Source organism: Bradyrhizobium sp. MOS003, assembly GCF_003020125.1.
In the GTDB taxonomy this organism is placed as follows: domain Bacteria; phylum Pseudomonadota; class Alphaproteobacteria; order Rhizobiales; family Xanthobacteraceae; genus Bradyrhizobium.
The window spans coordinates 104,548-128,000 of sequence record NZ_PYFW01000012.1; the positions used below are offsets into that span (position 1 = coordinate 104,548).

Sequence of the window (23,453 nt, forward strand, 5' to 3'; positions counted from 1 at the left end):
CAGAAAAACGGAGCAATAAGAAACGCCAGCGGAGACCTCTGTTTTGACCATCAAGGGCAAGGCCTACATTGCCGGGATCTACGAACACCCGACCCGGCATGCGCCGGACAAATCCACCGCCCAGCTTCATGCCGAGGTCGCCAAGGGCGCGATCGAGGATGCCGGGATCAGCAAGGACGATGTCGACGGCTATTTCTGCGCGGGCGACGCGCCCGGCGGCGCCTGGCCGATGGTCGACTATCTCGGTCTCAACACCAAAAAGCTCCGCCACGTCGATTCCACCGAGACCGGCGGCTGTTCCTATATCATCCATCTTGGCCACGCCGCCGAAGCGATTGCTGCGGGCAAGTGCTCGATCGCGCTGATCACGCTGGCCGGCAAGCCGCGCACCGGCGCGATGCCGCCGCGGGCGCAGGGCGCCGAAGCCGATTTCGAGACAGCCTACGGCGCGACCACGCACAATGCCTACGGCATGTGTGCCATGCGCCATATGCACGACTATGGCACCACCAGCGAACAGCTCGCCTGGATCAAGGTCGCAGCCTCGCATCATGCGCAATACAATCCGCATGCGATGCTCAAGGATGTCGTCACAGTCGAGGACGTCCTGAACTCGCCGATGATCTCCGATCCGCTGCATCGCATGGATTGCTGCGTCGTCTCCGACGGCGGCGGCGCGATGATCGTCACCACGCCCGAGATCGCGAAGAGCCTGAAGAAGCCGCTGGTCAAGCTGATCGGCCATGGCGAAGCCATGAAGGGCCCGCGCGGCGGCAAGGATCTCGATCTCACATACTCCGCCGGCATCTGGTCCGGCCCGCGCGCGTTCGAGGAAGCCGGCATCACGCCGAAGGACATCAAATACGCCTCGATCTACGACAGCTTCACCATCACGGTGCTGATGCAGCTCGAAGACCTCGGCTTCTGCAAGAAGGGCGAGGGCGGCAAGTTCGTCGCCGACGGCAATCTGATCTCGGGTGTCGGCAAGCTGCCGTTCAACACCGACGGCGGCGGGCTGTGCAGCAACCATCCCGTCAACCGCGGCGGCATGACCAAGATTCTCGAGGCGGTCCGCCAGCTGCGCGGCGAGGCGCATCCGAAGGTACAGGTCCCGAACTGCGATCTCGCGATTGCCCACGGCACCGGCGGCCTGCTCGGCGTCCGCCATGCCGCCTCGACCGCCATTCTGGAGCGCGTGTGATGAGCGAAGCCAAGAAGTATCCGGCCCCTGTGACGAACCCTGAGACCGCCGCGTTCTGGGACGCGGCCAAGCAGGGCAAGTTCATGATCAAGCGCTGCACCGCCTGCGGCGAAGCGCATTACTTCCCGCGCTCGATCTGCCCGTTTTGCTACTCCGACAAGACGGTGTGGGAGGAGGCGTCGGGCGAGGGCACCATCTACACCTGGAGCCTGATGCGGAAATCGCCGACCGGTCCTTACGCGATCGGTTACGTCACGCTGAAGGAGGGGCCGTCGGTGCAGACCAATTTTGTCGACTGCGATCTCGAGAAGCTCAAGATCGGCCAGAAGGTGAAAGTGGTGTTCAAGCCGACCGATGGTGCACCGCTGCCGTTCTTCACGGTGGCTTGACTTCTTCCCTTCTCCCCTGTGGGAGAAGGTGGCGCGAAGCGCCGGATGAGGGGTATCGTTCCGCGGAGACAACTTTCCGTGCGGAGCCAACCCCTCATCCCAGTGAGTTTGTTGCGAGCACCTCGTGGCCCTCTCCCACAAGGGGAGAGGGCACATCAACGGGCACTGCTGCTCGCGGAGAGAGCCGGGAGGAAACCAGAAAGATGTCCGCCAGATACGAAGAGCTCAAAGGCCTGAAAAGCCTTGGCCAGAAATACGCCTACACCGATCGCGAAGTGATGCTCTATGCCTACGGCATCGGCCTCGGCGCCGATCCGATGGATGAAAAAGAGCTCGCCTTCGTCAACGAGGGCACACTGACGCCGCGGCCGCTGAAGGTGGTGCCGACCTTCGCATCCGTCGCGGCCTGGGGCTCGGGTCCTGGCGAGATGAACCTCAACCGTGTGATGGTGGTCGACGGCGAGCGCGACATCACCTTCCACCAGCCGATGCCGGTGGCCGCGCACATCACCGCCGATTCCACCGTGGTCGAGGTCTACGACAAGGGCAAGGACAAGGGCGTCGTCATCGCGCACCAGACCGTGCTGAAGAACGAGAAGGGCGAGAAGCTGGCAACGCTGGTCGCCTCGCGCTTTGCCCGCGGCGACGGCGGCTTCGGCGGGCCGAGCCTGACCCAGCCCGATCCGCACAAGATCCCGTCGCGCGCACCCGACAAGACCATCGACATCGCCACGCGTCCCGACCAGGCGTTGGTCTATCGCCTGTGCGGCGACCGCAACCCGCTGCACTCCGATCCCGAGTTCGCCAAAAAAGCCGGCTTCCCGCGTCCGATCCTGCACGGCATGTGCACCTACGGCATCACCTGCCGCGGCGTGCTGCAGACCTATGCCGATTACGATGCGAGCGCCTTCCGCCAGCACGTCGCGCGGTTCTCCTCGCCGGTCTATCCCGGCGAGACCGTGACCATGGACCTCTGGAAGGACGGCAACGTGATCTCGTTCGAAGCCAAGGTGAAATCGCGCGAGGTTACGGTGATCAAGAACGGCAAGACCGTGCTGGGTTAGGCCAGTCTCGTGCCCCGGACGCAGCGCAGCGCTTCTTCAGCGGTGCGCTGCAGAGCCGGGGCCCAAGGGCCGTAGCAAAGAACTGGGTCCCGGCTCTGCGGAGCGGCACTTCGCGCCGCACCGCGTCCGGGACACGAGAGAACAAAAGCAATCAGGGAGAAGCCACCATGGGATTACTCGATGGCAAGGTTGCGCTGATCACCGGCGCAGGCGGCGGGCTCGGTGAGGCCTACGCAAAGCTGTTCGCGCGGGAAGGGGCTTCCGTTGTCGTCAACGATCTCGGTGGCCCCCGTGACGGCTCCGGCGCCGACAAATCGATGGCCCAGCAGGTCGTGGACGCGATCACGGCCGAGGGCGGCAAGGCGGTCGCCAACGGCGCCGACATCTCCACCATGGAGGGCGGCCAGTCGGTGTTCGACGACGCCATCAAGCATTTCGGCCGTGCCGACATCCTCGTCAACAATGCCGGCATTTTGCGTGACCAGACCTTCGCCAAGGCTAGCGAGGCCGATTGGGACAAGGTCATCAAGGTGCATCTGAAGGGCACCTTTTGTTGCACCATGCCGGTGTTTCGCTGGATGCGGGAAAATGGCGGCGGGGTCATCGTCAACACCTCCTCGACCTCGGGCCTGATCGGCAATTTCGGCCAGTCCAATTACGGCGCGGCCAAGGGCGGCATCTGGGGCCTGTCCAACGTGCTGGCGATCGAGGGCCGCAAGTACAACATCCGGATCTGGACCCTGGCCCCTGGCGCCCTGACCCGCATGACCGCAGACCTGCCCCGCTATAAGGAGAACCCCGGCGCGGCGCTGGGGCCGGACGGCATCGCGCCGGCCGTGCTATACATGGTCAGCGACTTGTCGGGCGACCAGACCGGCAAGGTGCTGGGCGTGTCCGGGCCCCGCGGCGTGCGCGAGATGCGGATGATGGAAATGGAAGGCTGGAAACCGCCGCACACGGGCTGGAACGCCCGGGACATCGCCGATCACGCCAAGGAGATCTTTTTCTCCGAGGAGCAGATCAAGATGGGCGCGCGGCGGTTTTAGCCATCGACAGAGAGAAACAAGGACCACGATGAAACTCACCGCCGACGCCAAGGGCACCTTCGCAATCGCGCCGACGCCGTTCCACGACGACGGCCGGATCGACGAGCGCTCGATCGACCGCCTGACCGATTTCTACGAAGAGGTGGGCTGCGACGGCGTCACGGTGCTGGGCATCCTCGGCGAGGCGCCGAAGCTCGATGCCACTGAAGCCGAGCAGGTCGCGGTCCGCTTCGTCAAGCGCGCGAAGAAAATGCAGGTGATCGTCGGCGTCTCCGCGCCGGGCTTTGCCACCATGCGCTCGCTGGCCAAGGCCTCGATGGACGCGGGTGCTGCCGGCGTGATGATCGCGCCGCCGCCAAGCCTGCGTACCGACGACCAGATCGTCGGCTATTTCAAGCAGGCGGCCGAGGCGATCGGCCCCGACATTCCCTGGGTGCTGCAGGATTACCCGCTGACGCTCACGGTGGTGTTCACCCCCGCCGTGATCCGCAAGATCGTCATGGACAATCCGAACTGCGTGATGCTCAAGCACGAGGATTGGCCGGGTCTGGAGAAGATCACGACCCTGCGCGGCTTCCAGAAGGACGGCTCGCTCCGTCCGCTCTCGATCCTCTGCGGCAATGGCGGCACGTTCCTGGACTTCGAGATGGAGCGCGGCGCCGACGGCGCCATGACCGGCTACGCCTTCCCGGAGCTTCTGATCGACGTCGTGAACCTCTCCAAGGCCGGCAAGCGGGACGCCGCGCATGATCTTTTCGACGCGCATCTGCCGCTGATCCGTTACGAGCAGCAGCCCGGTGTCGGCCTGACCATCCGCAAATACGTGCTGCAGAAGCGCGGTATCATCGCCTCCAGCGCCCAGCGCAAGCCGGGCGCGACCATCACGGCGACGGCGAAGGCGGAGGTCGAGTACCTGCTGTCGCGCGTTGCCCGGGTCGACAAGCGCGCCAATCTCGGCCCGCAATCCAGCGCCGCAGGTTAGTTGAATGGCCGAGACATCAGCATCACGCCCGGCCTCGACGATCCTACTGCTGCGCGACGGCGGCAAGGAGATTGAGGTCTTCATGATGGTCCGCCATCATCAGATCGAGTTCAACTCGGGCGCGCTGGTGTTTCCCGGCGGCAGCGTCGATGCCGGCGACAACGAGATCGTCGCGCGCGCCGACCTCTATTCGGGCGGCGAGGGCCTCAGCGAGGCGGATCGTGGTTTTCGCATCGCCGCGATTCGCGAGACCTTCGAGGAGAGCGGCATCCTGCTGGCGCGCGCGAAGGGGACGGGCACGCCTGTTGATGCCAGGCGTGCCGGCGAGCTTGCAGATCGCCATCGCATCGCGCTCAACGAGCACAAGATCAGCTTCCTGAAAATTCTCGATGACAACGGCCTCCAGCTCGCGCTCGATACACTCGTGCCCTACGCGCACTGGATCACGCCGGAAGGCATGCCCAAACGCTTCGACACCTGGTTCTTCCTCGCCGCGGCGCCGCCCGATCAGCTCGGCGCCCATGATGGCCGAGAGTCCACCGACTCGATCTGGGTCTCGCCGCGCGAGGCCGTGGAGGGCGGCGAGAGCGGCCGCTTCAAATTGCCGTTCCCGACCACGCGCAATCTGATCCGCCTTGCCAAGCAGGGGAGCGTGAGCGCCGCGCTGGACCATGCCAAGGGCCTGTCGATCGTCACGGTGATGCCCATCATGACCAAGACCGAAACCGGCCGCCAGCTGCGCATCCCCCGCGAGGCCGGCTATGACGGCGAGGTTTTCGAGGTCGGGGCTGTGGGTTAGGACACTTCGATACGCGACGAACTGTCTACGAGCACAGGCGCGCTAGGCTCGGTCCCTGAAACGGGACGGAGCGTGCGAAATGGACAGCCGGCAGAATACCAACATCGCCGTCGAGCTGGCGCTCCTCGCCGCCCTCGCAACGCTCTGGGGCGGCTCATACACCTTCATCAAGCTCGGCGTCGCCACCATTCCGCCGATCACGCTCATCGCGGCGCGGACGACGATCGCGGGCCTCCTGTTGCTCGTCGTGATGTGGGCGCGCGGCATCAGGATGCCCACGGACGCAGCGACCTGGCAGCGCTTCGCCTTCCAGGCCGTGCTCAACAGCGTCATCCCGTGGACGCTGATCGCCTGGGGCGAGCGCCATGTCGACGCCGCGCTCGCCACCATCCTCAACTCGGCGGGGCCGATCTTCACCTTCCTGCTCACGGCCGTCGTCACCCGCCACGAGGTAACGAGCCCGCGAAAGCTGTTCGGCGTGGTTGCCGGCATGGTCGGCATCCTGCTGATTGTCGGTGTCGATGCCTTCCAAGACATCGGTAGCGGCCTCCTTGCGGAGGCGGCCATCGTCGCCGCCACGATCTGCTATGCCTGCGCCGCGATCTTCGGCCGCAGCTTCAAAGGCCTCGATCCGATGGCGCCCGCGGCCGGCTCGCTGCTGGCAGGGGCGGCGGTCCTGATCCCGGCCTCGCTCGTGGTCGAGCAGCCCTGGACGCTGTCGCCGTCGCAAAGTTCAGTGCTGGCGCTGCTGGCGCTGGCCGTGTTCTCGACCGCCGCGGCATTTGCGATCTACTTCCGCCTGATCCAGACCCTGGGCTCGGTCGGTACCACTGCGCAGGCCTATCTGCGGGTGCCGATCGGGGTCGCCATCAGCGTCGCCTTCCTCGGCGAGAGCCTGAGCCGGACCGCCTGGATCGGGCTTGCCTGCGTCGTCCTCGGCGTCGCGGCCATGACGATTCCGGCCCGGCGGCAGGCAAGCTTCAAACCGTCATAGATCGGGGAAGGGGCTCCGAGGCGCAATATTAAGGATAATCGGCTGCCCGAGGCATGTTTCCCCGGGGTGGCAATACGTCGTATATTGGGCCTCCAATATCCCGATCCTCACAGCCCAAAGTCCGCCGAATTGACGCCGACCCCTGAGAAAAAGCGAACATTCTCGCTCTCCATCGGCCAGCTCACTTTCGGCAGCTTCCTGTTGGTGCTGGCCGTGATCATCGTCACGTCGACCGCGAGCGTGATCGCGATCCGGCACATCGATACGACCTTCGCCGAGTTGCAGCGGCTCCAGAGCGTCGGCGACCTCGCCGAGGACATCGATCGCCGCATGAACGAGTTGCGGCTTGCCGCGCGCGACTTCGTAACCGATCCCGGTGCCGGCATCCAGTTCAAGCAGGTGGGTGAGGCGGCCTCGACGCTCAGCGACATCCTGAAGAAGACCCGCATCGAGCTCGCGCCCGAGCAGCAGGACATGATCGACGGGGTCACCGAGCGGCTCGCGACCTATCGCAACGGCCTGGAGCGGATCTCGACCCTGATCGATCGCCGCGCCCAGCTGCTCGCCGGCCTGCCGCCGCTGCGCGACCAGTTCGATCTGGCCGTCGCCGGCACCGCCGACCGTGAGCTGGCCTCGCGCCTGTCGGAGGCACAGAGCCGGATCGCGCTCGGGCTGCTCGCGCGCAACCCGTCCGCGGCGGAGCAGGCCGCGCAGACCATGCGGGCCCTGAACATCGGCGATGCCGGGCTGAGATCGGCGGTGAACGGTTACGCCGAGGCCATCATGGCCGTGGCCGTTCGCGAGCGGCAGATTGCCGACATCGACCGCGAGGTGCTGGGGACCGAGGGCCGGCTGATCGGCCGCGTCACCGAATTGCTGCGCGAGGTCAGCGACCGGCGCGGCCACGTGCTGTCGCGCGATTTTGCGCGGACGCTGACGGAAGCGCGATGGCAGAGCATCGTGCTCGGCAGCATCGGCGTGCTGATCGGCATCGGCGCTGCGTTGTTCGTGGTGCGCAGGACGGTGCGTCCGCTCGCTCAGATCGCACGCTCGATTCGCGCGCTTGCGGCGGGCCGGAAGGACACCTCGATCCCGTCCGCCGACCTCGACAACGAGATCGGCGACATCGCCCGCGCCGCCGAAGTATTCCGCCGCGCGCTCGAGGAGGCCGACACGGCGCGCGAAGCCGCGGTCCGCGCGCTCACCGAGCAGCGCCTCGCCGAGGAGAGCTACCGGAAACTGTTCGAGGGCTCGGTCGACGGCATCTACGTCACCACACCGGCCGGCGACCTCCTCAACGCCAATCCCGCGCTGGCGCGGATGATGGGTTATGACAGCCCGCAGCAGCTGATCGACAGCATCAATGACATCGCCCATACGATTTACGTCCATCCCGAGGCACGCGTCGAATACCAGCGCCTGATGACGCGCGACGGCATGGTGCGCGAATTCGAGTACCAGGTGCGCCAGCGCAGCGGCAACGTCTTGTGGCTTTCCGACAGCGCCACGGGCGTCCGTGACGAGACGGGCAACATCGTGCGCTACGAGGGAACGCTGCGCGACATCACCGACCAGAAGCGGGCGGAGGACGCCATCGCCGAAGGCCGGCGCCTGCTCCAGCAGGTCATCGACACCGTGCCCGCGGTCATCAACGTCAAGGACCGCGACCTGCGCTACGTGCTGATGAACCGCTACATGGCCGGCATCTTCGGCATCGAGCCCGGCGACGCGCTCGGCCGCACCACCGCCGACCTGATGTCGCGCTACGGCGCGGCCAAGACCGACGAGAACGACAAACGCGTGCTCAATCTCCGCAGGGGCCTCGGCTTCTACGAGGAGGAGTACAAGGATTCCTCCGGCAACATGCGGCAATGGCTGGTCAACAAGCTGCCGCTGCTCGATGCCGAGGGTGAGATCGAGCGGATCGTCACCGTGGCGCTCGATATCGGCGAGCGCAAGCGTGGCGAGCAGGAGATGCGCAAGGCCAAGGAATCCGCCGAGACTGCGCTGCGCAATCTGCGCGAGACCCAGGCCTCGCTGATCGAGGCCGAGAAGCTCGCCGCGCTCGGGCGCCTCGTCGCCGGCGTCGCGCACGAGGTCAACAATCCCGTCGGCATCAGCCTCACGGTCGCCTCCGCGCTGGAGCGCAAGACGGCGCTTTTCACTGCCGAGGTCGAGCGCGGCGAGCTGCGCCGCTCCACGCTCAACGACTTCCTCAACACCAGCCGCGACGCTTCCTCTCAGCTTGTCTCCAACCTCAACCGCGCCGCCGAGCTGATTCAGTCGTTCAAGCAGGTCGCCGCCGACCGCAACTACTCCGACCAGCGTACATTCGATCTCGGCGACCTCACCGAGCAGGTGGTGATGAGTCTGCGACCGGGCTTGCGCAAGCACAATCTGACGCTCAACGTCGAGTGCCAGCCCGATCTGACCATGAATAGCTATCCGGGCCCGTACGGCCAGGTGCTGACCAATCTGTTTCTCAATTCGGTGGCGCATGCCTTCCCGGACGGCCGACCGGGAACCATCGACATCCAGGTGCGGGAGTCCGGCAAGGACAATGTCGAGATCCTTTTCGCAGACAATGGCTGCGGCATGTCGCTCGACGTCCGCCGCCGTGCCTTCGATCCGTTCTTCACGACGCGGCGCGACCAGGGCGGCACGGGTCTTGGTTTGCACATCGTCTACAGCATCGTCACGAACCGGCTCGGAGGGCGGCTCGATCTCGATTCCGAACCAGGCAGCGGCACCCGCATCCAGATCATCCTGCCGCGCACGGCGCCGCTGGAGCAGGCCGCGGAATAAGAGCGTTTTCGAGCGAAGTGGTTGCCGGCTCGCGTCAAGCAAGGATGTAGAGCGCCGTTCCGAGACCATCGGAATGGAATCGGCTCTAGTCGGCGTCCGCGAGCTTTTGCAGGGTCGCGCCGAAAATCTGGCTGGCCTTGCCGACCAGCGCGGTGCCGGTCATCTCGCCGCGCGTCTCCGTGAAGGTACCACTGACGCCGATGCCGACCGGGGCAGGGCCGCCGAAAAGCGGATTGTCGTCGCCTCGCGGGGAGGTATGTCGTTGCACCAGCACTTCGCCTTTGAAGGTGTTGTTGTCCTTCACCACGTAGCTGCCGGTGTAATAGAGGTAGGCATCGCCGCCGAGAATCTTGCCGTCGCGAAAAAGAATCACGCCGCTGCCCTTGCCGGCTCGACCATCGAGCAGGGTCACGTGAATCGAATAGAGACCGTTTTTCATAACGTCCCGCGGGCCGGCCGCCATCGCCCAATGGCGTAACCGGTCCGGCTTTTATGCCAAAGCGTATCGCCTCGCGCAACGCGGCAGTTTGCCGGCGGCCACGGGAAGTTGCCGCCGCGAGCCGTAGTTGTCCCGGGCTTGTGCGTGACGCCGTCATGACGGTCTGATGATGGGCGAGGCTGATCGTCTGCGAATCAAGGTTGGCCCGCGAAATGCATGACAATTTTTGCACTGGCCGCGGAGTGCTGGAGCAAGACGATGAGCAACTGGATCGATTCCGGCGGCGAGGAGCCGCGTCTGTACAGTGCGCGTCCCACCAATTGCAAAAGCGAACGACGGGGTTCCGGCAGCGCAACACGCTGTCTAAGCGTGACGAGGCTGGCAAGTGCCCTGGTCTTGGTTGCGTTCGCGGCGCCCCTCGGGCACGCGCGCGACCGCGGCCAGTTCGCCAACACCAATGCCGATCTGAAGGCCTGGTTCGACGGCCTGCGCAGCGGCAAGGGGCCGTGCTGCTCCGATGCCGACGGTTCGGCGCTCTCGGACACCGACTGGGACAGCAAGGACGGGCACTATCGTGTCCGCCTCCCGCGCTATGCCTCAGGGCTTGAAGGGCGACCGCAGGAGCTCGTCTGGGTCGACGTTCCCGAGGAGGCCGTGATCTCCGAGCCCAACCGGGTGGGGCGCACCATGGTATGGCCGATCTACGGCTATATGGGCGTCAGCATCCGCTGCTTCATGCCCGGCAGCATGACCTAGCGGCGCCGGCGGCATGTCGTCCGGTGGGCTTGTGCCGGATCAGGTATATTTCTTGTCGCGCTCGAGCAGCTCGATGGAGATGCCTTCGGGGCCGCGGATGAAGCAGATGCGCACCCCGGGCCGGATCGTGGTCGGCTCGCGCGTGAAGGTGACGCCCTTGGCCTTGATCTCGGCCGCAACGGCATCGATGTCCTTCACCGCCAGGCCGAAATGGTCGAGCCCCTGATGCGGGTGCGGCGGCGGCGGGTTGACGGCGTTATCACCCTCGAGCGGCGCGATGAAGATCCTGGCACCGCCAAGGGTTACGTCGAGCCGCCCCGGCGCACCAACGATCTCGCCACCGAGGATATCCCGCAGCCAGGCCGCCGTGGCCTCCGGATCGGGACTGCGCAGGTGGACGTGATCCCAAGTGACGACGATTGGCATTCCAATTCTCCCAACGCGATCGTTCGATGTCGCAGCGCATGTTAGCGGCGCCTGCCGGCGACCGCCACCGCCCCTGCCGATTTGCAGCTGCGCGGAACCTTAGTTCGTCTTCCGGATTAAGGTAAACAGTGACCAAGCCCATCGTTGAATGGGCTGCGGTCGCGTCGGTGATGCAACCATGAACGCCAGGCTCGACCGGATCGGATTGAGGCGCTTCGCCGGGGCCGGCGAACGACTGGCGCGGAACATAACGATCGCGAGTGTCTCGTTTGGCCGCAGCCTTCTATGGCTGCTGGCGGCCATCATCGTCAGCTGCGGCGTCTGGATGATGCTGCCTCTGTCCAAGGGCAATAGTACTGAGCCGGCAAAGGCGGAGCTGGCGGCCGTCGAGGCAGCTCCTTTGGCCAATGCGGCCGCAGCGGTGTCGCCAGTCTCAGAAGACCAGGCAGCGGCCAGGTCACCTGCCATGGCAGACCTCGGTCGTGTCAGGATCTCATCGCAAACCTGGCGCCGCGGCGGCCTTGGTTCGAGAGCCCTGGTGACGTTCACGCTGCGAAACGACAATGACTATGCCGTAAAGGATGTCGAGATCATCTGCGCCTTTGCGCGGCGCGACGGCAGTCATCTTACCGATCGCAGCCGTGTGCTGGCAGATCCAGTCAGCATGAAGAGCCGCAAGACCTTTGCGCGTATCCCCGTCGGCTTCGTCAACGTGAACGCCGATCAGGCAAAATGTTCGCTGGTTGCCGCACGCCGCGCATAGCGCTGGCACGTTCCGGTAGCGGAAAAGTTACCCTCCTTGGTCCTTGGCGAAAAAACCTCGCGTCGCCATTTGAACCGAATGGCTGGGCCAGGAACCAATTAGCAGATCGCCTGTTGAGGCGTAGAGCCCACGCGCAGATGCGGGGGGCGGAGCGCGGCCAATGCCCATCTTTCGGTATTTCGTCTTTGTCGGTGGAGCCCTGCTCGCACTGCTGTTCGCGGCGAATTTCGTTTACCCGGCAGCGCCCTTGACCCAGGCCGTTGCGACCGCAAGCAACGATCAGCCCCTGATCCGAATCCGGTCCGATCGGCACCTGCCTGACCGCGTGGTCCTCGACACCAGCCAACCGACCATTGCAGCGCCAGCGGTGAAGACTGCCGCTGTCATTTCACCTCAACCGCAGGCGCAGGACAGCACCTCGGCGGCGCTTGCCGAAATGTCGGCCAAGGCGCGGGTGCGCGACACGTTCGCCCAGTTCACGCCGCCGCTGAGGACGGATACCGCCGCAGCCGGGAAGCCTGAGGCCAGGCCGCAGGCCGCTCAGGCCCAGATATCCCAAGGGCGCGTTTCTACTCAGGCTTCGCCGGTCCAGGCGCAGCCCAAGCGCAAGGTCGCCAGGACGCATCCGGCGCCGCAGCAGGGGCGACCGATGCTGGTCGCCCAGCAGCCCCATTTTGGGCTCTTCGACACGACCTGGTGAGAGCATCTTCGACCCGCCTCGAAACGAAGCGGGCAGGGCTTTTTATTGGTCGATCTCTCTGCTAATTCGAACCTATCCGATCCGCCGTCCGGTGCACTGGCTCGTCAGCCCCGGTCCGGCAAGTCTCGGTTGTGGCCCGACACCTCGGGCCAAGGCGCTCGTAGCTCAGCTGGATAGAGCATCGGATTTCGATTCCGAGGGTCGGGAGTTCGAATCTCTCCGAGCGCGCCATTTCATTGGGATTGCCGACATGGACCATGGGTTCGATACGAGAGGCATCATCGTTTCGAGCTGACCTGCAGCCCCGGTCTATTTGCCCTGGATCTTCAGTCCGTTCGGTCCGACGTTGATCTGCAGTCCGTCCGGCTGCTTCTTCTCCTGGTAGAGATTGTAGCCAAGCACGCCTGCGGTGACGACCAGAGCGCCGATAATCAGAAACAGTACGTTACGGTTGATGGACATTCGCTTCCCTGAACCCACTACATGGAAAACCCCGCGGCGGTAGCGCGGGGTGCCTCGATGCGCTCCGGGGCGGCCGGCAGCGCACCGCTCGGACGGGTAACGCGGACTGAAGGAACCGGTTCCCTGGCTGGCTTGATACGTAGGATTTCCGTGAGTTAGCCTGCGACGATACTGCCGTGCCGTCCCCGCGCCAGGGTTTCGGAGGGCGCCTCATGGAAAGTTGCGCGGTAGGCTGCGGCGAACTCGCCGAGATGATGGAAGCCCTGCGCGCGTGCACACGTGGCGACGGTGGCGCCGCCGCCCTTGAGCAGGCGGGTGCGGGTCGCCCACAACCTCTTGAGACGAATGTACTGGTGCAGGCTCATGCCACGCACCTTGCTGACCGCGCCGCCGATCGTCCGGATCGAGACGCCGAACTCACTGGCGAGATCGGCCGTGTAGATCTGGGCGGTAGGGTAGGCCGCGACGTAATCGTCGATCCGCTGTACCAGCTTGATCGAGCGCTCGCACTGGACCGAGGCGCTCCGATCCGACGTCGAATCGACCCGAAACAGATCGTCGAGTGCGAGCAGCAGGCCCTCCTGGAGATGGGCCGCCACCTCGGTGGATTCGAACAGGAGCGGCTGCACTGACGCGGTTCGCAGGATGTCGAGCAGGAGCTGCCGCGTGTGGAGCAGGGCAGGCGGGTTCGCGAGATGGGCCCGCAAATCGTCGCCCCGATCGAACCAGCCCCGGTCTCTCAGTGCCGGGGACAAGATGATCATCGCATGATGATTGGCCCGGGGCTCGACAAAATGGCATTCATCGTTGCCTCGGAGCGTCACGAAATAGCGGGCGTCGAGATCCAGGCCCTTGAGGTTGACCTGGAGGTCGTCGGTCATGGACAGGATCACCATCCCGCCCGGCATCCGGTAGGTGGTGTCGAGTATGCGTGCGAACGATCTCATCATGATGATGCGGCACGCCGGCAGGGCGACGACGGCGCGGGCCGCGGCGAAGTTCGAGATGTCGAGCGGAATGCTTCTCGCGTCCTCCATCGTCTCGATCGGCCGAAACGCATCGACGTCGGAAAAGCCGATCAGTTGAAGGGCGGAGGACGGAGCGAGGGCGTCGAACAACATGGTCTGGCCGGCTGCTGAAATGTGACAATCAAATGAACGTCGATCTACCGCCATCAATGGCGAAACATCGCATTTCAGTAAACCGAATTCCAGGCCGTAGTATTGCGGACATCATGCCATGACGCCCGCCGTATCAATCTCGCCGTCAACGTCCTCCGCTCATCGGTTGGCCGGAGGCGAGGTCGATGAAATGCAGACTAGCGCAGGCGGGACAGGCGAAGGATACAAGGCTCCGTCTCTCCTGTTTCACCTGCTTCTCGAGATGCGTCTGTACGTTCATGCCCGTCTGGGGGCATCGAAAAACGATCAACTCCGCCATCGCGGTAGAATGACGCTGCGGGCGGATTCATCTTTGATCCAGATCAGTTTTAGACGCTCCAGGACGGCGATGTCCGTAAGAAAGCACCTCGCAACGGCGAAGGGGCCCGAAGGCCCCTTCAGGTGTCACCAGCGGCGATAGCCCGGGCCATAAAGGCGGGGACCGTAACCGTAATAGCGCGGCCCATAATACCGGGGGCCGTAGTAGCGGGGGCCGTAATACGGCCGGGGCCCGTAATACCCATAGTAGTTCGGGCGCCAAAAGCAGCGCCCCCAGGCGTCGCAGACCATGCGGACCTGCTCGATGCCGGAGGCCTGCGGCGTCGCAGGCGCGGGCGCGATGGGCATGGCGGACGCCGCCGGCGACACCGCCAAAGCACCAAACATGGCACCGGACAGGGCTGCGGCGACGAGGCCGATCTTGAGATTCATGATGTCTTCCTCTGCTTACGCGATCCAGGATATCGAACTTGTTCGGATCAAATTGTGGCGGAACCGAAATGTAATGCTGATGAACAAACTTCAGCCGTTCGCCGCGAGCCCGACGTCCACCCGCGAGCGAGTGATCGATGCGCAGGACATCCAATGCCGTTCTTGATCCTGCGCAATTCGCCTTCGATGCATCGTTCGTAGTCTCGTCGTGTGATCAGTGCTTCGACGAATTCGAAGGGCTGGCTCACAGGTTGCTTGGAGCTGTGCAATGGACAAGATGAGACTAGACAAGGGCGACTGGCTGGTCGTGTGCGATGGGCGCAAGGCGCTCATTCTGGAAAACCTCGGCGACGAGATGTTTCCGAACCTTCACACCAGGGAGGTGCACGAGCAGCCCAATCCCTCGACCAGTGCGCAAGGGAGCGACGCGCCCGGGCGATTGCACGCCGCTGCCGGCGGCGCCCGCAGCTCGGTCGAACAGACCGACTGGCACGACGAGGCCGAGCGCGCCTTCCTGCGAAGCCTGGCCGGCCGGCTCGATGCCGCAGTCAGCGCCGGGGAGACCACGGCCCTGACCATGGTGGCCTCACCGCGCGCGCTCGGCATGATCCGCGCCGATTACTCCGACGTCATTCGCAGGGCGCTGCGGGGCGAGGTCGGCAAGGATCTCGTCAAGCTGCCGGTCTACGAGATCGAGAAGCAATTGCTGCTGTCGGGCGCCGCCAAATAAGTGGCACTCTCGCAGAGACCGTGCCGGCGTCCCTCAATAGCAGGGGTGCCGGCGGCGGTCCTGGCCGACATAGGCGGCCGCGCTCTGGTAGCAATGGTTGGTCGACGGGCCGTCGTAGAAGGCGAATGTGCCGGGGGTGATGCCCGGCCCGTAATTGTGCACATAGCTGATCGGGTAGGGCAGCGGGTTCGCGTAGTGGCGGTGGTACCGGTGATGTCCGCGCGCCTCCGCGAGGTTAGGGGCAAGGATTGCGGCCAACAGGGCAGCAACCGCGGCTACAAGCGTCAACTTGCTCATCTCGATTCTCCGGAACCCGCGAAGTGGTCAGCCATCTATAGCCATTTCGGACCTCCGGGGCACCCGTCCGGTGCCTGGAAATCCGGGCCGATCCCCCAGATTCCCGGGTGGGTGTGACAGAATTGCCGGTGATGCGGCCGAAGCCTGCCCATTTTTGGCCTTTTCGGGATGCTTAACGAATTCCCCACACAAGTATGACCAAAGACTATTGGGTTAAGAATCCTGTCGCCGGCTTTTGGGGGCTCCCTTCGAGGCCGGTCCATTCCTGAAGGCTTCGCCGTCACGCCGCCATGCGCATCACGCTTCTGAGCCTGCTGTTGCTCTGCCTCGCTGCCGCCACGCCGGCGCGGGCCGAACTGCATATCACCCGCGACCACGGCGGCTATGTCGAGGAATACAAGACCAAGTACAAGCGTGTCCGCGAGAAGGGCGAGCGCGTCATCATCGACGGCATCTGCAATTCGGCCTGCACGCTGGTGCTCGGCATCGTTCCGATGAACAAGATCTGCGTGACGCCCCGCGCCAGCCTCGGCTTCCATCAGGCCTATTACGACAAGGCCTTCACTTTCGGCATCAAGGTCACGAGCTCGGAAGGCACGTCCGACCTGATGTCCTACTACCCCGATAAGGTGAAGGACTGGATCCGCCGCAATGGCGGGCTTACGACCGACATGAAGAAAATCAAGAACGGCGTCGAGCTCTGGAAGATCATCGACCCCTGTCCGGAAGAATGGTAAGCGGCTGAGCTGAGCCGCGCCGTCCGTCGCAGCGCAGCATCGTGCCGGGCGAAATTCGCATTGCCGCATAGCCCCCGGTGGGGCAATGAGGGCGGCAATGAACCATAATCAAGAAGCCCTGACCGCCCGCATTGCGCCGATCCTGTTCGTCCTGCTCTGGAGCACCGGATTCATCGGCACCAAATACGTCGTCAACAATGCCGATCCCTTGACCTATCTCGCCATCCGGATGGCGATCGTGGTCGGTCTGATGGCGATGATCGCTGCGATCGCGCGGCCGAAATGGCCTGATCGCACCGGCATCGCGCATAGCGCCGTCGCCGGCATTCTCGTCCACGGCTTCTATCTCGGCGGCACCGCGATCGCGATCGCGCATTCGATTCCGGCCGGGCTCTCCGCGCTGATTCCGGGCCTGCAGCCGATCCTGACCTCGACCATCGCCAACCGCTGGCTCGGCGAGAAGGTGACGCCGGTGCAATGGGCCGGGCTTGTGCTCGGCCTCGGCGGCGTGGTGCTGATCCTGCACAACCGTCCGATGACGGGTGAAGCCGGGCTCGGCTGGCTTGCTTCGGTGGTCTCGCTGATCAGCATCACTCTCGGCACGCTCTATCAGCGCCGCTACTGCAACCAGATCGACTGGCGCGCCGGCAACCTCGTGCAATATGTCGCCGTCACCATCTTCTTCGCGATCGGCGCCTTCCTGTTCGAAGACCGCGTGGTGCACTGGACGCGGGAGTTCGTGCTTGCGCTCGGCTGGCTCGCGGTCGCGCTCTCGATCGGATCGATCGGGCTGCTGTACTGGCTGATCCGCCACGCCGCGGCGACGTCGGTCGCGAGCCTGTTCTATCTGGTGCCTGCGGTGACCGCGCTGATGGCCTATTTGCTGTTCGGAGAGAAGCTCGACGCGCTGGCGATTGCCGGAATGGGGATGTGCGCAGCCGCCGTGTTCGTGGTCAACAGGCGCTCGTAGGCGACGGAATACATCCCTTACGTGAAGCATCACCCGGGCCGGCGCGCATCCAAGCCGCGAGGGCAGGGGTATCCCGGGAGCAGGTCTCCGGGCGCGCCCGCACCCGGAGACCTGCGCGCGTTGCGATCAGCGCTTGGCCTTGCCAGCCTTCTTTTTCGACTTGGCGGCTTTTTTGCCGACCTTCTTGGCGGCCTTCTTCACCGACTTCTTTGCAGTTTTCTTGGACGCCTTCTTCGACGACTTCTTAGCGGCCTTCTTCGAGCTCTTCTTCGAGGCCTTCTTCTTCGAAGCCTTCTTCGGTGCTACTTTCTTCGCCACCTTCTTGGCGGCTTTCCTGACCTTCTTGACGGCGATGATCGCCGCGTCCTTGGTCGCTTCCACGGCGCTGGTGATCGTGTCCATCGCCTGTTCGGTGATCGGCTTGTCGTCGTCCATATCGTCCCCCACGGTTTGTACGGAGCGATCACGATATCCGGTTTCGAATTTGTGTCAAAGCAGCGCTCAACCTCTGCGGATCTTTGCGTAGGCTGCGAGCGCGCGCTCGCGTCCCCTGGCGTGATCGACGATCGGCTGCGGATAGGTCTTGCCGAGCGTGACGCCGGCGCTGGCAAGCTCGATCGGCGTCGCCTGCCACGGCTGGTGGATCAGCTTGGTTGGCATCTCCTTCAACTCCGGCACCCAGCGCCGAACGTAAGTCCCATCCGGATCGAACTTCTCGCCTTGGAGCTGCGGGTTGAACACGCGGAAATAGGGCGCGGCGTCGGCGCCGCAGCCGGCGACCCATTGCCAATTGGCGGGATTGCTGCCGGCATCCGCATCGACCAGCGTGTCCCAGAACCAGCTCTCGCCCTCGCGCCAGTCGATCAGCAAGTGCTTGACCAGGAACGACGCCACCACCATCCGCACGCGGTTGTGCATCACGCCGGTGTGCCAGAGCTCGCGCAGGCCGGCGTCGACGATGGGGTAGCCGGTATGCCCGCGCTGCCAGGCGGCGAGCGCGGTCTTGTCGCCCTTCCACGGGAAGCCGTCGAAACTCGTTTGCAGGTTCTCGGTGACGAGGTTGGGATGGTCGTGCAGCAGGTGACGGCAGAACTCGCGCCAGCCGAGCTCGCTCAGGAACTTCTCGATGCCGGGCCCGAAGGCCGGCTCTTCCGCCGCCGCGAACCGCGCCGCATGCCAGACCTGGCGCGGGCTGAGCTCGCCGAATCGCAGATGCGGTGACAGGCCTGAGGTGCCCTCGCGGTCCGGGCGGTCGCGGTCGCCGACATAGACGCGCGCGGTGCGCTTGAGGAAGTCGCGCAGGCGTGCCCGCGCGGAGGCTTCGCCCGGGGTCCATGTCTCGCGCAGGCCGCCCGCCCAATCAGGTTTGGTCGGCTCGAGCTTCCAGCTCTCCAGTTGGTCGCTGGCGATCTTCGGACCCGGGCGCAGCTGTTTCGGCGCAGGCAGCGGCTTTGGCGGATCGCCGAGCGACAGCACCCGCCGCCAGAACGGCGTGAATACGCGCAAGGCCCGGCCTTCCTTGTTACGGATCGCCGAGGGCTGGACCAGGAGATCGCCGGGAAAGTTTTGCGAGTCGATGCCGAGCTTTGCCAGCGCCGCTTCGAGCTGCCGCTCAACCGCCTGATGAGGGGCTTGCGCGATCTCATTCCAGTAGACGGCGCAGGCGCCGCTCTCGCGGGCCAGCTCGGCGACGACCTTGGCCGCCGGTCCCTTGCACAGGACCAGCGATCCACCGCGCGCGGCAATTTCGGCGCCAAGCGCCCGCAGCGACTGCGCCAACCACCAGCGCGCCGCGCCGCCCGGTGCCCGCCCGGCTGCATCGTCCAGCACATAAAGGCAGATCACCGGCGAGCCGGTTTTGGCGGCGGCGTGGAGGGCGGGATGGTCGGAGACGCGAAGGTCATCGCGGAACCAGACGATGACCGGCTGTGGACTGGGCATGATCGGGAATGGGTCTCGCGCGGCAGGTCCTCACTATACGAGACACCGCCGCGAAGTTTCATGCCCGGATTTGGCCCCGGAGGACGCGCCTGGCGGGCTCCGGGGATGTCGGATGGTTTATCAGCGCAACCCGCAGGTCTTCACTTCGGCTGCGGCACGATGCGGATGTAGGGCTTTGGCTCCTTCCAGCCCTGCGGGTAGATCGTCTTGGCCTCGTCGTTGGAGACCGAGCCCGCGATGATGACGTCGTCGCCCTGCGACCAGTCGGCCGGCGTCGCCACGCGATGCTTGGCGGTGAGCTGGAGCGAGTCGATGACGCGCAGGATTTCCTGGAAGTTCCGGCCCGTGGTCATCGGATAGACCAGCACCAGCTTGATCTTCTTGTCAGGGCCGATGACGAAGACGTTGCGGACGGTCTGGTTGTCGGCGGCGGTGCGGACGAGGGGATCGCCCGAGATCGCTGCCGGCAGCATGCCGTACAGCTTCGAGACGTTGTAGTCGGTATCGGCAATCATCGGGAAGTTCGGCGCGGCCCCTTGCGTCTCCTTGATGTCCTCCGACCATTTGGCATGACGGTCGACCGGGTCGACCGAAAGGCCCATCAGCTTGACGCCGCGCTTGTCGAATTCCGGCTTCAGCCTGGCGAGCGCACCGAGCTCGGTCGTGCACACCGGCGTGAAGTCCTTCGGGTGCGAGAACAACAGCGCCCAGCTGTTGCCGATCCAGTCGTGGAACTTGATCTTCCCTTCGGTGGTCTCGGCCTCGAAGTCGGGTGCGGTGGCGCCGATCGGAAGTGTCATGATTTTACCTCATCGCATTGAATTGACTTGATAATTCGTTTTTGTCGTCGGCCCCAGTATAGGTGCCTTCCGGGCCCAAGTGAACGTCAACTGAACCGGCTCAAGTAAAATGTGAATTCCTTCCTCGAAGGGCCGATTTTCTAGCAACTTATTGTTACAGCAGCACCTGCGGCGAAACATCCCCATCCGGGGTCGCACGGTCTCGCTCGCCCCGATAATGCCTTTTATGACTTCCATCACGCTCGCCCGGCGCGTCCCAGAACCTAAGCGGTCCTGACAGCGACCAATTGGCAACCATCTCGAAAAGTCGCGACCCCCGTATCGAATCGTTAACCACCCCTTTACGTCGGCATGAAAATGCTGACCGGTCAGAAGAAATCTGGAAGTGAACTATGTCCGCCGCTGCGCCTAAATCTGCCGAACCGTCGTCCCTCGAACCGTCCTGCCGCGACACCGCGGCTCATGCACTCTCCATCGTGCGCGACGGCGTGATCACGGGCGAAGGCCCGACCACCAAGGGAAGGGTTCATTTCTCCCGCTCGCTCGATGCCGACGACACCGCCTGGTGCACGCGCATCCTTACCGCCACCGCCGTCAACGACCAGCCGGTCAGCCGCGCCGAGGCCGAGGTCCTGTTCGAGATCAACGAAGCCGCCGCCGAACGCACCGATGGCGGCCGCTTCGACGATCTGCTCGCCAAGGCTGTTGCGCACTATGCCGCCAGCGCCTCGGGCCTGAAGGTACCGCCGCGCAGCGTCGCGCTGTCGTCCGATACCGAGATCGAGAGCTGGGCGCCGTCCTATGCCTCCAAGGTCAACAGCGAGATGCTGGAGTGGATCGCCGGCCAGATGCGCGGCAAGCGCCACAACAACCGCCGCCTGATGGCGATGGTGGCGACCTTCCTCGGCGCCACCGCGCTGCCCCTGGCGGGCCAATTGCCGAACGTGTTCGACATCGGCATGTGAAAGATCACGGGACATTCTCGCGCCCCGTGCAGGGCGCGGGCGAAAGCGGCGGGGGTCATTTCCCCGCCGTTTTTTGTTTGCCGGCATCCGCCTCGAGCCCGAGTGTGCGGCCCGGGAAGCCGGCGGCGTCGAAATAGCGCTGGCTGCCGACGCGCTGGAAATTCAACACGGTGGTCAGACCGCCCTCGGCGGGCTTGGATTTCATCGTGCCGGCATAGGCTTTCGGCACGGTGCCGTTGGGCATGGCTTCCGACATCACGCGGCCGACCAGGTCTCCCTTCTCCGAGGCGCGCAGCCCCATCAGCCGGGCGGCCGTCATGCCGACATCGGCATTGCTGACCGGGATCGCGCTGACATAGCCGGCTTTGAAATCCGGGCCGATCGCCGCCATGAAGTTCATGGTGTCGCCGCGGCTGAAGCTGCCATGCATTCCCTGGCCCTGGCGCAGCACGGTGTCGGCAACCTGCACCGAGCAGTTGGTCGGCGCCTCGCCGCAATTGCTGGCGTAGGAGCGGAAGTTGACAACGATCGACGGCGTCGGCGTCGCCGCCTTGCCGCGCAGATTGATGCTCGACAGCGGCAAGGTGCCGGGGAAGCGGCCGAGCGAGTCCTCGACGAACAGGCCGGAGACGTAGTCCTGTTCGAGCAGTGCCTTGATGGTCTTGGCCGCCAGCTGCTTGTCCTTGTTCGGGAGATAGACGAGGTCGGAGCCGCCATTGGTGGCGACGACGAGGTCGGGCTTTTCCGGATCCTTGCCGAGCACGCCGTTGCCGGCCCTGGGATGCTTGTTGCCCTCGATCTTCGCGTTCTTGTCGTTGGGGTCGAACAGCGGCAGGTCGAGCGCCTTGGCGAGGTCGAGCGCCAGGAAGCCCATCGGCAGGAAGTCCTTCGGCGTGTCGTCATAGCTGGCCTTGGCCGAGGGGCTGGTCTTGCTTTCCTTGGAGATGGTCGAGAAGCCATGATCCGCCGAGACGATGATGTTGGTGGAGGCCGCAAGCCCGAGCTCGTCCAGCGCCTTGCGGATCTGGGCGAGGTTGGTGTCGGCGTTCTTGATGCCGGCCATCGAGGTCGGACCGTTGATGCCGGGCAGGATCTGGTTGAGGCTGTCGCCGGTGTTGTGCTGGCTGCCGTCGGGGTCGCGCGACCAGAACACCAGCACGAACGGCTTGTTGCGTGCCTTGAACATCGGCAGCACCACCTTGGCGGCGACGTCGGCGAAATAGGCTTGCTGCGCGACGTTGGCGACTACGGTGCCGGGCGTCTTGGCATCGCCCGCCTTGGAATTGTCGCCGCGCGGCGGCGTGGCGAGGGGCAGGCCCGCCTTGGTCAGCGCGTCTTTCACTTCGTCCGACAGCGCCACGCCGTTCTTGCCGCCGGTGGCATCGTCGAACACGATCGAATGCAGCCCGGCTTTCTCGGGCTTGTCGGTGTGGTCGAACTGATAGGTGGGACCATGCTTGCCCAGCGCCGCAGTGCTGAACCCCTTGTCGCGGGCCAGCTTCAGGATGGTGTCCTCGTTGAGATAGTTGCCCCCAAAATGCTCGTCGATGTCGCCGAGCACGCCGTCGTTCTCGATGAAGGGGACCACGGTGTCGCCGGCCGGAGCCGAAGTGTAGCCGGTCCAGATCGTGTTGGAGAACACGCCGGTGTCGCCGAGATAATGACCGGTCGACATCGCCGAGCCGTTGGCCATGGTGAAGGTCGGAAACAGCGAGTGCGAATTCTTGAAGTTGACGCCCTTGTCGCGGACCTCGGCCATCGCCGGCGCCGTTTCGGCGTTGACCTTCAGCGCGCGCAGGCCGTCCGGAATGAACAGGATCAAATTGCGCGGCGTGTTGTTCTGGGCGGAAGCAAATCCGGTGGATAGCACTGTCAGTCCGGCGGACAGCAACACCAGTGAACGGCGCATCGAAATCTCCCTGCGAAGGCGGCTCGGCCGCAACCCGCGGCCCCGGGGCCGCGACCCGCGGTCCCCGGTTCGTTTAGTTTCGCTGCATGACCTTTTTGTTACAAGGCCCGTCGCCGATGCAAGAGGGTTGGGGAGGGGACTTGTTCGTCTCGTGTCCCGGACGCGCTGCAACGCTCCTGCGTTGCTGCGCAGAGCCGGGACCCAGCGGGCCACAGCACGTGCTGCAACATGGGCCCCGGCTCTGCCTCGCATCGTCGAAGGGACGCTGCGCCGCGTCCGGGGCACGAGACCGTTCATCACATGGCTGATCATCCTCGCGGCGCATTTCGCCCGAGCTTTGCTTGATCTCTTCGCCCTCCATTGAAAGAGGGCGCAGGGAAGACCGGGCGCCGGCTGGCACCCGCGGT

Annotated in this window: 25 protein-coding genes and 1 tRNA gene; 16 read left to right on the forward strand and 10 right to left on the reverse strand. The window is 64.5% G+C overall.

What is annotated here, in order from left to right:
- Positions 1-43: 43 nt before the first annotated feature.
- The 8 genes from C7G42_RS32015 (at position 44) to C7G42_RS32050 (ending at position 9,280) form a co-directional block, all read left to right on the forward strand.
- On the forward strand, positions 44-1,201 hold the full coding sequence (locus tag C7G42_RS32015) for a thiolase family protein (RefSeq protein ID WP_106952827.1): 1,158 nt from the start codon (positions 44-46) through the stop codon (positions 1,199-1,201).
- Entirely contained in the window at positions 1,201-1,590 is a 390-nt protein-coding gene (locus C7G42_RS32020) for a Zn-ribbon domain-containing OB-fold protein (protein WP_015685453.1), read from the forward strand. The genes C7G42_RS32015 and C7G42_RS32020 overlap by 1 nt, the downstream gene beginning before the upstream one ends.
- A gap of 203 nt (positions 1,591-1,793) precedes the next feature.
- Positions 1,794-2,654, forward strand: coding sequence for a MaoC family dehydratase (locus C7G42_RS32025; RefSeq protein WP_106952828.1), 861 nt, complete (start codon positions 1,794-1,796; stop codon positions 2,652-2,654).
- A 167-nt stretch (positions 2,655-2,821) separates the two neighbouring features.
- Positions 2,822-3,700: an SDR family oxidoreductase gene (locus tag C7G42_RS32030; RefSeq protein WP_106952829.1), complete on the forward strand. Its 879-nt coding sequence runs from the start codon at positions 2,822-2,824 to the stop codon at positions 3,698-3,700.
- 28 nt (positions 3,701-3,728) lie between these two features.
- Entirely contained in the window at positions 3,729-4,682 is a 954-nt protein-coding gene (locus tag C7G42_RS32035) for a dihydrodipicolinate synthase family protein (protein WP_106952830.1), read from the forward strand.
- A gap of 4 nt (positions 4,683-4,686) precedes the next feature.
- Complete coding sequence (locus tag C7G42_RS32040) at positions 4,687-5,481, forward strand: NUDIX hydrolase (RefSeq protein ID WP_106952831.1); 795 nt, start codon at positions 4,687-4,689, stop codon at positions 5,479-5,481.
- Positions 5,482-5,560: 79 nt separating this feature from the next.
- The gene (locus tag C7G42_RS32045) at positions 5,561-6,475 is read left to right on the forward strand and encodes a DMT family transporter (RefSeq protein ID WP_106952832.1); all 915 of its coding nucleotides are present in this window, start codon (positions 5,561-5,563) and stop codon (positions 6,473-6,475) included.
- Positions 6,476-6,604: 129 nt separating this feature from the next.
- Complete coding sequence (locus C7G42_RS32050) at positions 6,605-9,280, forward strand: PAS domain S-box protein (protein ID WP_199581246.1); 2,676 nt, start codon at positions 6,605-6,607, stop codon at positions 9,278-9,280.
- Positions 9,281-9,365: 85 nt separating this feature from the next.
- On the opposite strand, the gene C7G42_RS32055 is transcribed toward C7G42_RS32050, so the two are convergent.
- Positions 9,366-9,719 carry a GrlR family regulatory protein gene (locus tag C7G42_RS32055; RefSeq protein WP_199581251.1) on the reverse strand — a complete coding sequence of 118 codons (354 nt, stop codon included), beginning with the start codon at positions 9,717-9,719 and terminating at the stop codon, positions 9,366-9,368.
- 258 nt (positions 9,720-9,977) lie between these two features.
- Here C7G42_RS32055 and C7G42_RS32060 point away from each other — a divergent pair, with 258 nt between their 5' ends.
- Positions 9,978-10,475: a hypothetical protein gene (locus tag C7G42_RS32060; protein ID WP_106952858.1), complete on the forward strand. Its 498-nt coding sequence runs from the start codon at positions 9,978-9,980 to the stop codon at positions 10,473-10,475.
- A 39-nt stretch (positions 10,476-10,514) separates the two neighbouring features.
- Here C7G42_RS32060 and C7G42_RS32065 read toward each other — a convergent pair whose 3' ends face one another.
- Positions 10,515-10,901: a VOC family protein gene (locus C7G42_RS32065; RefSeq protein ID WP_106952835.1), complete on the reverse strand. Its 387-nt coding sequence runs from the start codon at positions 10,899-10,901 to the stop codon at positions 10,515-10,517.
- A gap of 178 nt (positions 10,902-11,079) precedes the next feature.
- On the opposite strand from C7G42_RS32065, the gene C7G42_RS32070 reads away from it, so the two are divergent.
- From C7G42_RS32070 to C7G42_RS32080, 3 genes are all read left to right on the forward strand, one after another.
- Positions 11,080-11,664 carry a hypothetical protein gene (locus C7G42_RS32070; RefSeq protein ID WP_106952859.1) on the forward strand — a complete coding sequence of 195 codons (585 nt, stop codon included), beginning with the start codon at positions 11,080-11,082 and terminating at the stop codon, positions 11,662-11,664.
- Positions 11,665-11,824: 160 nt separating this feature from the next.
- Complete coding sequence (locus C7G42_RS32075; RefSeq protein WP_106952836.1) at positions 11,825-12,364, forward strand: hypothetical protein; 540 nt, start codon at positions 11,825-11,827, stop codon at positions 12,362-12,364.
- Positions 12,365-12,518: 154 nt separating this feature from the next.
- Positions 12,519-12,595: transfer RNA gene (locus tag C7G42_RS32080), tRNA-Arg, on the forward strand.
- Positions 12,596-12,673: 78 nt separating this feature from the next.
- On the opposite strand, the gene C7G42_RS35565 is transcribed toward C7G42_RS32080, so the two are convergent.
- The 3 genes from C7G42_RS35565 to C7G42_RS32095 all read right to left on the reverse strand — a co-directional run bounded on the left by C7G42_RS35565 (position 12,674) and on the right by C7G42_RS32095 (position 14,697).
- Positions 12,674-12,826, reverse strand: coding sequence for a hypothetical protein (locus C7G42_RS35565; protein WP_166469028.1), 153 nt, complete (start codon positions 12,824-12,826; stop codon positions 12,674-12,676).
- A 155-nt stretch (positions 12,827-12,981) separates the two neighbouring features.
- Complete coding sequence (locus tag C7G42_RS32085; RefSeq protein ID WP_199581247.1) at positions 12,982-13,947, reverse strand: AraC family transcriptional regulator; 966 nt, start codon at positions 13,945-13,947, stop codon at positions 12,982-12,984.
- A gap of 444 nt (positions 13,948-14,391) precedes the next feature.
- The gene (locus C7G42_RS32095; RefSeq protein WP_106952838.1) at positions 14,392-14,697 is read right to left on the reverse strand and encodes a hypothetical protein; all 306 of its coding nucleotides are present in this window, start codon (positions 14,695-14,697) and stop codon (positions 14,392-14,394) included.
- A gap of 268 nt (positions 14,698-14,965) precedes the next feature.
- On the opposite strand from C7G42_RS32095, the gene C7G42_RS32100 reads away from it, so the two are divergent.
- Entirely contained in the window at positions 14,966-15,427 is a 462-nt protein-coding gene (locus tag C7G42_RS32100; RefSeq protein WP_106952839.1) for a host attachment protein, read from the forward strand.
- A 33-nt stretch (positions 15,428-15,460) separates the two neighbouring features.
- Here the strand turns inward: C7G42_RS32100 and C7G42_RS32105 are convergent, their stop codons facing one another.
- Entirely contained in the window at positions 15,461-15,724 is a 264-nt protein-coding gene (locus tag C7G42_RS32105) for a hypothetical protein (RefSeq protein ID WP_106952840.1), read from the reverse strand.
- A gap of 290 nt (positions 15,725-16,014) precedes the next feature.
- Between C7G42_RS32105 and C7G42_RS32110 the strand changes: the two genes are divergently transcribed.
- Complete coding sequence (locus tag C7G42_RS32110) at positions 16,015-16,461, forward strand: hypothetical protein (RefSeq protein ID WP_106952841.1); 447 nt, start codon at positions 16,015-16,017, stop codon at positions 16,459-16,461.
- A gap of 97 nt (positions 16,462-16,558) precedes the next feature.
- Positions 16,559-17,431, forward strand: a complete 873-nt coding sequence (locus C7G42_RS32115; protein WP_106952842.1) for a DMT family transporter — start codon at positions 16,559-16,561, stop codon at positions 17,429-17,431.
- A 126-nt stretch (positions 17,432-17,557) separates the two neighbouring features.
- Here C7G42_RS32115 and C7G42_RS32120 read toward each other — a convergent pair whose 3' ends face one another.
- From C7G42_RS32120 to C7G42_RS32130, 3 genes are all read right to left on the reverse strand, one after another.
- Entirely contained in the window at positions 17,558-17,866 is a 309-nt protein-coding gene (locus tag C7G42_RS32120; RefSeq protein WP_199581248.1) for a histone, read from the reverse strand.
- Between the two features lie 66 nt (positions 17,867-17,932).
- The gene (locus tag C7G42_RS32125; RefSeq protein WP_106952844.1) at positions 17,933-19,372 is read right to left on the reverse strand and encodes a cryptochrome/photolyase family protein; all 1,440 of its coding nucleotides are present in this window, start codon (positions 19,370-19,372) and stop codon (positions 17,933-17,935) included.
- A gap of 140 nt (positions 19,373-19,512) precedes the next feature.
- Positions 19,513-20,172: a peroxiredoxin gene (locus tag C7G42_RS32130; protein ID WP_007611501.1), complete on the reverse strand. Its 660-nt coding sequence runs from the start codon at positions 20,170-20,172 to the stop codon at positions 19,513-19,515.
- A gap of 392 nt (positions 20,173-20,564) precedes the next feature.
- Between C7G42_RS32130 and C7G42_RS32135 the strand changes: the two genes are divergently transcribed.
- A complete protein-coding gene (locus tag C7G42_RS32135; RefSeq protein ID WP_199581249.1) occupies positions 20,565-21,137 on the forward strand; it encodes a hypothetical protein in 573 nt (190 codons plus the stop codon).
- Positions 21,138-21,192: 55 nt separating this feature from the next.
- On the opposite strand, the gene C7G42_RS32140 is transcribed toward C7G42_RS32135, so the two are convergent.
- A complete protein-coding gene (locus tag C7G42_RS32140; protein ID WP_106952845.1) occupies positions 21,193-23,046 on the reverse strand; it encodes an alkaline phosphatase family protein in 1,854 nt (617 codons plus the stop codon).
- Between the last annotated feature and the right edge of the window lie 407 nt (positions 23,047-23,453).

Coding starts and splice junctions, on each gene's coding strand:
- C7G42_RS32020 (WP_015685453.1), top strand. CDS start 1,201: ATGAGCGAAGCCAAGAAGTATCCGGCCCCTGTGACGAACCCTGAGACC.
- C7G42_RS32025 (WP_106952828.1), top strand. CDS start 1,794: ATGTCCGCCAGATACGAAGAGCTCAAAGGCCTGAAAAGCCTTGGCCAG.
- C7G42_RS32030 (WP_106952829.1), top strand. CDS start 2,822: ATGGGATTACTCGATGGCAAGGTTGCGCTGATCACCGGCGCAGGCGGC.
- C7G42_RS32035 (WP_106952830.1), top strand. CDS start 3,729: ATGAAACTCACCGCCGACGCCAAGGGCACCTTCGCAATCGCGCCGACG.
- C7G42_RS32040 (WP_106952831.1), top strand. CDS start 4,687: ATGGCCGAGACATCAGCATCACGCCCGGCCTCGACGATCCTACTGCTG.
- C7G42_RS32045 (WP_106952832.1), top strand. CDS start 5,561: ATGGACAGCCGGCAGAATACCAACATCGCCGTCGAGCTGGCGCTCCTC.
- C7G42_RS32055 (WP_199581251.1), bottom strand. CDS start 9,719: ATGAAAAACGGTCTCTATTCGATTCACGTGACCCTGCTCGATGGTCGA.
- C7G42_RS32060 (WP_106952858.1), top strand. CDS start 9,978: ATGAGCAACTGGATCGATTCCGGCGGCGAGGAGCCGCGTCTGTACAGT.
- C7G42_RS32065 (WP_106952835.1), bottom strand. CDS start 10,901: ATGCCAATCGTCGTCACTTGGGATCACGTCCACCTGCGCAGTCCCGAT.
- C7G42_RS32070 (WP_106952859.1), top strand. CDS start 11,080: ATGAACGCCAGGCTCGACCGGATCGGATTGAGGCGCTTCGCCGGGGCC.
- C7G42_RS32075 (WP_106952836.1), top strand. CDS start 11,825: ATGCCCATCTTTCGGTATTTCGTCTTTGTCGGTGGAGCCCTGCTCGCA.
- C7G42_RS35565 (WP_166469028.1), bottom strand. CDS start 12,826: ATGTCCATCAACCGTAACGTACTGTTTCTGATTATCGGCGCTCTGGTC.
- C7G42_RS32085 (WP_199581247.1), bottom strand. CDS start 13,947: ATGTTGTTCGACGCCCTCGCTCCGTCCTCCGCCCTTCAACTGATCGGC.
- C7G42_RS32095 (WP_106952838.1), bottom strand. CDS start 14,697: ATGAATCTCAAGATCGGCCTCGTCGCCGCAGCCCTGTCCGGTGCCATG.
- C7G42_RS32100 (WP_106952839.1), top strand. CDS start 14,966: ATGGACAAGATGAGACTAGACAAGGGCGACTGGCTGGTCGTGTGCGAT.
- C7G42_RS32105 (WP_106952840.1), bottom strand. CDS start 15,724: ATGAGCAAGTTGACGCTTGTAGCCGCGGTTGCTGCCCTGTTGGCCGCA.
- C7G42_RS32110 (WP_106952841.1), top strand. CDS start 16,015: ATGCGCATCACGCTTCTGAGCCTGCTGTTGCTCTGCCTCGCTGCCGCC.
- C7G42_RS32115 (WP_106952842.1), top strand. CDS start 16,559: ATGAACCATAATCAAGAAGCCCTGACCGCCCGCATTGCGCCGATCCTG.
- C7G42_RS32120 (WP_199581248.1), bottom strand. CDS start 17,866: ATGGACGACGACAAGCCGATCACCGAACAGGCGATGGACACGATCACC.
- C7G42_RS32125 (WP_106952844.1), bottom strand. CDS start 19,372: ATGCCCAGTCCACAGCCGGTCATCGTCTGGTTCCGCGATGACCTTCGC.
- C7G42_RS32130 (WP_007611501.1), bottom strand. CDS start 20,172: ATGACACTTCCGATCGGCGCCACCGCACCCGACTTCGAGGCCGAGACC.
- C7G42_RS32135 (WP_199581249.1), top strand. CDS start 20,565: ATGTCCGCCGCTGCGCCTAAATCTGCCGAACCGTCGTCCCTCGAACCG.
- C7G42_RS32140 (WP_106952845.1), bottom strand. CDS start 23,046: ATGCGCCGTTCACTGGTGTTGCTGTCCGCCGGACTGACAGTGCTATCC.